The following is an 8,203-nucleotide window of genomic DNA, read 5'->3' on the forward strand; positions in this document are numbered from 1 at the left end:
GGACAACCACGTGACGGCCGGCCCGACCGGGTCGGCCGGACGGGCGACCGCGTGCGTCGGGGCGGGTGCGACGCGTCCGGGTGGGTTACGTATCTCCTGTCCGCTTCGGTGCCTCCGCGTGCGTCTAGGCTGCCGGAATGGAGCTGACCGGTAGCCGGCCCGAGGTCGTGGTCGTGGGGCTGGGCACGATGGGCGCGGCCGCGGCGTACCACCTGGCCAGCCGGGGCGTTCGCGTGCTGGGACTCGACCGGTTCACGCCCCCGCACGCGCGCGGTGAGCACGCCGGAGGTTCGCGGATCATTCGGCAGGCGTACGCCGAAGGTCGTGCCTATGTGCCCCTGGTGCAGCGTGCCTACGAGCTCTGGCGACAGCTCGGTGACCTCGCCGGCGTCGAGCTGATGACGCAGACCGGTGGCCTGATGCTCGGCGCCCCCGACTCGGTCCACGTCGCTGGTGCGCTCGCGTCGGCGCAGGCCCATGGGCTCGAGCACGAGCTGCTCGAAGCCAAGACCATCCGTGCGCGGTTCCCGGCGTTCACGCCCGAGGACGGTGAGATCGGGCTCTACGAGCGGGCCGCGGGGATCATCCGGCCCGAGGCCGCGATCAGCGCGCACCTGCGGCTCGCCGAGCGGTCCGGTGCCGAGCTGCGCTACGGCGCCGCCGTGACCGCTTGGGAGGCGACCCACGACGGTGTGACCGTGCGGGTCGACGGCGACACCGTCACCGCCGACAAGCTCGTCGTCTGCCCCGGGCCGTGGGCCGCCGACCTGCTGCGGATGACCGGCGTGCCCGTCACTTTGGAGAGCCGGCTCCAGCACTACTGGCTGCCGTCCGACCCGTTCGCCATCGGGCGTTGCCCCGCCTGGATCTGGGAGCCGGACGGCGACCAGGTCGGATACGGCGTGCCCGCGTTCGCGCCGCCCAACGACCTGCAGGGCGCGGGGCCTGGCGTCGGCGCGGTGGTCAAGGCCGCCTTCCACACCGGTGAGCGTCCGGCGGATGCCGAGCTCGGCGCACCGTCGGCGACGCCCGACGACCTCAACACGATGACGGCCTGGCTGAGGTCACGGCTGCCGGCGCTGGCCGACTCCAGCTACATCGAGTCCAAGCCGTGCCTCTACACGATGACGCCGGACGGCGACTTCATCCTCGGCCTGCACCCCGAGGTGCCGACCGTGGCGGTGGCGGCCGGCTTCTCCGGGCACGGGTTCAAGTTCGCCCCCGTCATCGGCGAAATCCTCGCCGACCTCGCGCAGACCGGGCACACGCTGCACAACATCGAACAGTTCGCGCCGGGTCGGTTCACCGCGAAGGCCACCGGACCATAGGTGTACGGCCCGGCCTAGGGTGATCATGTGGGATGGCTGGCGATGGACCGCACGACGCTCGGCGACCGGGTGGCCGACGCGGCCGGACTGCTGACCGGGTACGGGCTCGACGCGCTGTTGGGTGACCCGCGGCGCTTCCACCCCGTCGCCGGTTTCGGCACGCTCGCGCAGCGCGTCGAAAAGCGGCTCTACCGCGACGACCGGCGCGCCGGAGCCGCGTACGCCCTGCTCGCCGTCGGCACACCCGCCGCGCTCGGCCTGGCCGCGGCGCTCGCCACCCGCGGACGCCCGGTGTCCCGGTTCGCGGTGACGGCGGCCGCGACGTGGACCGTGCTCGGCGGACGGACCCTGCGCGAAGAGGGCAGGGCGATGGCCCGCCACCTGCGCGGCGGCGACGTCCCCGCGGCCCGGCGGCGCCTCAACCACCTCTGCGGACGTGACCCCGCGCAGCTCGACGAGCTCGAGCTGGCCCGGGCCACCGTCGAGTCCGTCGCGGAGAACACCTCCGACGCCGTCGTCGCGCCGCTGTGGTGGGGTGCGGTCGCCGGCGTGCCTGGGCTGCTGGCCTACCGCGCCGCCAACACGCTGGACGCGATGGTCGGCCACCGGTCCGCGAGATATGCCCGGTTCGGCACTCCCGCCGCCCGCCTCGACGACCTGCTCAACCTCGCTCCGGCCCGGTTGACCGCGCTGCTCACGATCGCGGCCGCGCCCCGGGTGCGGGGCCGCCGGGAGGAGGCGATGCGGGTCTGGCGGCGCGACCGCAACGACCATCCGAGCCCCAACGCCGGCCAGTGCGAGTCGGCGATGGCGGGCGCGCTCGGCGTGCGGCTCGGCGGACGCAACGTCTACTTCGGACGCAGCGAGACCCGCCCGTACCTCGGTGACGGTCCCCGCCCCGACCACCGGCACATCGCCCGTGCCGCGCGGCTGTCCGGTCTGGTCGGCGCGGCGGCGGCGACGCTGGCGGCGGCCGCGGCCCTGGGCCGGCCCCGGCAGCGGACGACGCGATGAGGGGCGGCGGGCTGCTCGTCGCCGGCACCACCTCTGACGCCGGCAAGAGTGTGGTCACGGCCGGGATCTGCCGGTGGCTGCGCCGCCAGGGCGTACGCGTGGCGCCGTTCAAAGCCCAGAACATGTCCAACAACTCGGCCGTGGTGGTCGGGTCGGACGGGCGCGGTGGCGAAATCGGGCGCGCGCAGGCGATGCAGGCCGCGGCCTGTGGGATCCCCGCGGACGTGCGGTTCAACCCGGTGCTGCTCAAGCCGGGCAGCGACCACTCCAGTCAGGTCGTCGTGCTCGGCGAGGCGGTGGACCGGGTCGACGCCGGCAACTTCCGAGCGCTCAGGTCGCGGCTCGCCGGGACCGTGTTCGAGACCTTCGACCAACTGCGCGGCGAGTACGACGTCGTCGTGTGCGAAGGCGCCGGCAGTCCCGCGGAGATCAATCTGCGCGACACGGACTTCGTCAACCTCGGCCTGGCGCGGCACGGGCGGCTGCCCACCGTGGTGGTCGGCGACATCGACCGCGGCGGCGTGTTCGCGGCGCTGTTCGGCACGGTCGCGCTGCTCGACAAGGCCGACCAGGACCTCGTCGCCGGGTTCGTGGTCAACAAGTTCCGCGGCGACCGGGGGCTCCTCCAGCCGGGCATCGACATGCTGGAGCGGGTGACGGGGCGGCCGACCTACGGTGTGCTCCCGTGGCACCTGGACCTTTGGTTGGATGCCGAGGACTCGCTCGCCTACGGCACCACGCTCGGCCGGCCCGCGGCGCCCATCGGTGCCGAGTGGCTGGACGTCGCCGTCGTGCGGTTGCCGCGGATCTCCAACGCGACCGACGCCGAAGCGCTTGCGACCGAGCCGGGGGTGCGGGTGCGCCTCACCGTCGAGCCCGCCGACGTCGCGGCCGCCGATCTGGTCGTGCTGCCCGGCAGCAAGTCCACTGTGGATGACCTGCGGTGGTTGCGGTCGACCGGGCTGGCGGACGTGGTCGCGGGCCGGGTCGCTGCCGGGCGCCCCGTGCTGGGCATCTGCGGTGGGTACCAGATGCTCGCGCGGGCGATCCATGACGACGTGGAGAGCGGGCGGGGGACGGTCGACGGGCTCGGCCTGCTGCCGATCGAGGTCACCTTCGACGCGCGCAAGACCGTCACGCTCGCGTCGGGAACGGCGTTCGGCGGCGTCCCGGTGCGTGGGTACGAGATCCATCACGGGCGCGTTTCGTCGGGCGCGCCGGCGGCGCCGCTGCTTTCGTATGTGGACGGTCGGCCGGAGGGCGCTGTCGACGGCGCCGTCTTCGGCACCCACTGGCACGGCGCGTTCGAGTCCGACGAGTTCCGCCGCCGGTTCCTCGTCGAGGCGGCGCGGCTCGCGGGGCGGTCCGGCTTCACACCCGCGCCGGCTACGGTGTTCGCCGACGTCCGCGAATGCACCCTCGACCTGCTCGGCGACCTGGTCGAGGAGCATCTCGACACCGATGCCTTGTGGCGCCTGGTCGAGCAGGGGCCGCCGGGCGGGCTGCCGTTCGTGCCGCCCGGCGCGCCGTGACCTTCGAGGCGCTGGCGCGCCGGATCCTGCGTCGGCGGGCTCGGCTCGGACAGACCCGGTTGGTCGGAGTCGACGGGCCCAGCGGGGCGGGCAAGACGGTCTTCGCCGACCGGCTGGCCACCGCTGTCTCCGGTGTCGGTGACATGGCGGTGCCGGTCGTACACACCGACGACTTCCTCGACGGCTGGGAGGACCAGTTCTCCTACTGGGAGCGGCTCGACGAGCTCGTGTTGGGACCGCTGCGGGCGGGGCGGCCCGGTCGGCATCGACATTACGACTGGGGGCGCGGCAGGTTCGTCGGGCCGTGGGTGGCGGTGCCGGCCGCTCCGGTGGTGATCCTCGAGGGGTTCGGGGCGGCCCGGGCCGGGCCGGAGTTGACGTTCACGGTCTTCGTGGACGCGCCGCCGCGGCTGCGGCTGGCCCGGTCGCTGCGGCGGGACGGTGTGGCCACGCGGCCGGAACTGTTGCGGTGGCGCCGACGGGAGAATCGGCATTTCGCGGCCGAGCGCACCGCGGATCACGCTGACGTGGTGGTCTCCGGCCTGTGGTCCGGTGACGCGGTGGACGTCGACCGCTGAACGCGGGTCGCTGGTCTGGGCGCGGAGCCAGGTGGTCATGGTGATGAGTACCGGGACGGGGGCCGAAGGTTCACCGTGGTTGCCGACATTCGTCGATGGAGTGCGTCGGGTGGGCGTCGTCCACAGGCGGTGGGCAGGGGGTCGACCCGCGCGCTCCTTCGTGCGTTGCGGGCCCCGTCGTGCGTATCCCCTGGAAAAGCGGCATCGGGCGGTCCCGGCGGCGGACCGCGGACCTGGCCGCCGAGGGACGCTGATCTGGTTGTCGCGAAGCGGGTGGTCCGACCGGTCAGTGGTTATCCACAGGCATAGACGCACGCCGTGCCGTGGTGCACGCTGGGCCGAGACAGCAGAGCGACCCGGGGGAGCGCACGATGAGCGGCGACGAGCAGAGCGCGACTGTTCCCGCGCGGCGGCGGGTGGCGCTGACCGGGATCAGCTCCCGTGCCTGGGAGCATCCGGCCGACCGTGGCGCGCTCACCGCGCTGCGCGAGCTACGCGGCTTCGACGACGTGCTCAAGGCGTTCTTCGGCATGTGGAACGAGCGCGGTTTCCGGCTGACCTTCCTCGCCTCCTCGATCCGCGTCGACCACCGGCAATACCCGCGGGTCTACGGGCTCTGCGCCGAGGCCGCGCAGTCGCTCGACCTGCCCGAGCTACCCGAGCTGTTCGTGCGGCACTCGCCGGTGCTGGGTGGCCAGGCGATCGGGCTCGACCGGCCGTTCATCGTGCTCGACTCCGCGTCGGTCCAGCAACTCGACGACGAGGAGCTACGCACGCTGCTCGGGCACGAGATCGGCCACCTACGCAGCGGGCACGCGGTCTACAAGACGATGCTGATGATCCTGACCCGGTGGGCGGCCAACCTGAGCTGGCTGCCCGTGGGCGCGATCGCGCTGCGGGCGATCATCGCGGCGATGCTGGAGTGGTGGCGCAAGGCGGAGCTGTCCGCCGACCGGGCCGGTCTGCTCGCCAACCAGGACCCGGCGTCGTCGCTGCGCCTGCTGATGAAGCTCGCCGGCGGCGGTGACCTCACCCAGATCGACACCGCGGCGTTCCTGGAGCAGGCCGCCGAATACGAGGGCGGCGGCGACCTGCGCGACAGCTTCCACAAGATCCGCCTGACCGCCTGGAACAGCCACCCTGTCCCGGTCGCCCGGGCCGCCGCCCTGCGGCACTGGATCGACGCGGGCGACTACGCGCGGGTCGTCGGCGGCGACTACCCGCGCCGCGACGACGACAGCGGCGCCCGGATCAGCGACGACATCAAGGCGGCCGCGGAGTCATATCGGGAGGCGTTCGGCCGGTCGCAGGACCCGCTGGTCGGGCTGCTACGCCGGCTCGGCGACGGTGCCAGCGACGTGGGCGACTGGGCCGGCGGAGGGGCGGCGAAGGCGCGCAGCTGGGTCGGCACCGCCGCGGAGGCCGCGGGGCGGGCAGCCCGGGGACGCAACGAGCGGCGCGACGAGCCGGGTCCGGGCTGAGCGGTCGGCGCGGTCGCGCGCGGCGATCGGCCTGGTCGGCTCTGGTGCACGTCGCGCCGCCGGCGGACGGCCCGTGCTCGCGGCGCCTGCCGCCCTGACCTGGGCTTGGGTTGAGTCCCGCGGAGGATGGCCTGGTCGGCCCGGGTGTGGGTCGGCTTACGATCACGGGATGACCGCTCCCATCCTCTCCGAGTCCGAGCTGCGCGCCGCGATCGAGCGCGAGATGCCGGGCGTCCGTGCCGACCTCGAACGGTTGATCCGCATCCCCGGCATCGCCTTCGACGGCTTCGACTTCAGCCACGTCGAGCGTTCCGCGGAGGCGGTGGCCGACCTGCTGCGCGGCTGCGGTCTCGACGTCGAGATCGTCCGCAACGGCGGTCAGCCCGCCGTGATCGGCCACAAGCCGGCGCCCGAGGGCGCGCCGACCGTCCTGCTGTACGCGCACCACGACGTGCAGCCGGTCGGCGACATGTCGCTCTGGAAGTCGGAGCCGTTCGAGCCGACGGAGCGCGACGGTCGCCTCTACGGCCGCGGCGCGGCCGACGACAAGGCCGGCGTGATGGCGCACGTCGCGGCCCTGCGGGCGTTCGGTGACGCGCTGCCGGTCGGCGTCGTGGTCTTCGTCGAGGGCGAGGAGGAGTTCGGCTCGGAGTCGCTGGAGGGGCTGCTGCATCGGTACCAGGACCGGCTGCGCTCCGACGTCATCGTGATCGCGGACTCGGGCAACTGGGACATCGGCGTGCCGGCGGTCACCACCTCGCTGCGCGGGCTGGTCAACTGCTTCGTCGAGGTACGTGTGCTCGATGCCGCCGTACACAGCGGCATGTTCGGTGGGGCGGTGCCGGACGCGCTGACCACCCTGTCCCGGCTGATCGCCACGTTCCACGACGCCGCGGGCGACGTGGCCATCCCGGGCCTGGTCAGCACGGCCACCGCCGTCGTCGACTACCCGGAGGACCGGCTGCGCGAGGAGGCCGGAATGCTCGACGGTGTCGAGTTCATCGGCACCGGGCGGCTGACCGACCGGATCTGGCACAAGCCGACCGTGTCCATCCTCGGCATCGACGCCCCGCCGACCGCGGGTGCGCCGAACGCGCTGATCCCAACCGCGAAGGCCAAGGTCAGCGTGCGGCTTGCGCCGGGCGAGGACCCGAAGCGCGCGTACGCCGCCATCGTCGACCACGTCGAGAAGAACACCCCATGGGGCGCCCAGGTGTCGGTGGTCCTCGAGTCCGACGGTCTGCCGTGCGAGATCGACACCACCGGCCCGATGTTCGCCGCCGGTCGGTCGGCCTTCCGGGTGGCCTGGGACGGCGTCGAGCCGGTCGACATGGGCGTCGGCGGTTCGATCCCGTTCATCGCGACGTTCCAGGACATGTTCCCGGCGGCGGCGATCCTGGTGACCGGCGTCGAGGACCCGAACTCCAAGGCGCACGGCCCGAACGAGAGCCTGCACCTCGGCGAGTTCCAGCGGGTGTGCCTGGCCGAGGCGCTCCTGTTCGCGAACGTGGCCGCGGTCGCGCGGGAGTCCGCCGGCTCGGTCGGGTGACTCTTCGATCTCCGGGCGGAAAATGTCGGTGGGTTGGCCTAGTCTATCGAACATGAGTACGAACGAGGCCATCACGCGGCTCGGCGCCGCGGTCAGTGCACTGGGAGACCTCGATGTCTCCGCGTGGTCGGAGGAGGCCCTCCGCGAGCAGCTCGGCGAGCTGTCGGTGAACCTTTGCGCCCTCGACGCCCTGCTCTCGAAGGTCGCCGACGGCGTACGCTCCCGCGGCCTACGCATCGAGGAGCCGGTCGCCGCTTGAGCTGATGTTCCGGGAGGCCGGCGCTTGCCTGGCCGGCCTCCCGGAAACTGTCACACCCGGCCGATAGCGTCCTTGCATGGACTGGAAGATCGAGCTCGTCGCAATCCCGGTATCCGACGTCGACCGCGCGAAGTCGTTCTACGTCGACCAGTGCGGCTTCAACGCCGACCACGACCACCAGGTCAACCCGGACCTACGCTTCGTCCAGCTCACCCCACCCGGCTCGGCCTGCTCCATCGTCCTGGGCACCGGCGTCACCGAGATGGCGGCCGGTTCCCAGAAGGGCCTGCAGGTGGTGGTTGCCGACGTGGCCAAGGCCCGCGAGCAGCTAGTCAGCAAGGGCGTCGACGCGAGCCCGGTCGACGTCCAGCCGTGGGGGTCCTTCGTCTACTTCGCGGACCCGGACGGCAACACCTGGTCCCTGCAGCAGCTCCCACCCCGTCCCTGACGGCGACTTCCGCC

Annotated in this window: 8 protein-coding genes; all 8 read left to right on the top strand. The window is 72.8% G+C overall.

All coding sequences use genetic code 11. The features are described 5' to 3' along the window. The first annotated feature begins 137 nt into the window (after positions 1-137). Positions 138-1,328: an N-methyl-L-tryptophan oxidase gene (gene solA / locus AB0H87_RS13655; protein WP_360143761.1), complete on the top strand. Its 1,191-nt coding sequence runs from the start codon at positions 138-140 to the stop codon at positions 1,326-1,328. A gap of 42 nt (positions 1,329-1,370) precedes the next feature. Next, positions 1,371-2,342, top strand: a complete 972-nt coding sequence (locus AB0H87_RS13660) for a cobalamin biosynthesis protein (RefSeq protein ID WP_360143782.1) — start codon at positions 1,371-1,373, stop codon at positions 2,340-2,342. Beyond that, complete coding sequence (locus tag AB0H87_RS13665; protein WP_360143764.1) at positions 2,339-3,874, top strand: cobyric acid synthase; 1,536 nt, start codon at positions 2,339-2,341, stop codon at positions 3,872-3,874. The genes AB0H87_RS13660 and AB0H87_RS13665 overlap by 4 nt, the downstream gene beginning before the upstream one ends. After that, positions 3,871-4,452, top strand: a complete 582-nt coding sequence (locus AB0H87_RS13670) for a hypothetical protein (protein WP_360143767.1) — start codon at positions 3,871-3,873, stop codon at positions 4,450-4,452. Before AB0H87_RS13665 ends, AB0H87_RS13670 begins: the two co-directional genes overlap by 4 nt. A 371-nt stretch (positions 4,453-4,823) precedes the next feature. Then, positions 4,824-5,933: a M48 family metallopeptidase gene (locus AB0H87_RS13675; protein ID WP_360143770.1), complete on the top strand. Its 1,110-nt coding sequence runs from the start codon at positions 4,824-4,826 to the stop codon at positions 5,931-5,933. 169 nt (positions 5,934-6,102) lie between these two features. Then, the gene (locus AB0H87_RS13680; protein WP_360143773.1) at positions 6,103-7,482 is read left to right on the top strand and encodes a dipeptidase; all 1,380 of its coding nucleotides are present in this window, start codon (positions 6,103-6,105) and stop codon (positions 7,480-7,482) included. 52 nt (positions 7,483-7,534) lie between these two features. Further along, on the top strand, positions 7,535-7,741 hold the full coding sequence (locus tag AB0H87_RS13685) for a hypothetical protein (RefSeq protein WP_203708426.1): 207 nt from the start codon (positions 7,535-7,537) through the stop codon (positions 7,739-7,741). Between the two features lie 76 nt (positions 7,742-7,817). Beyond that, positions 7,818-8,189, top strand: a complete 372-nt coding sequence (locus AB0H87_RS13690) for a VOC family protein (RefSeq protein ID WP_360143776.1) — start codon at positions 7,818-7,820, stop codon at positions 8,187-8,189. The last annotated feature ends 14 nt before the right edge of the window (positions 8,190-8,203 follow it).

It is taken from the genome of Asanoa sp. NPDC050611 (assembly GCF_040654855.1).
Taxonomy (GTDB): Bacteria; Actinomycetota; Actinomycetes; order Mycobacteriales; family Micromonosporaceae; genus Asanoa.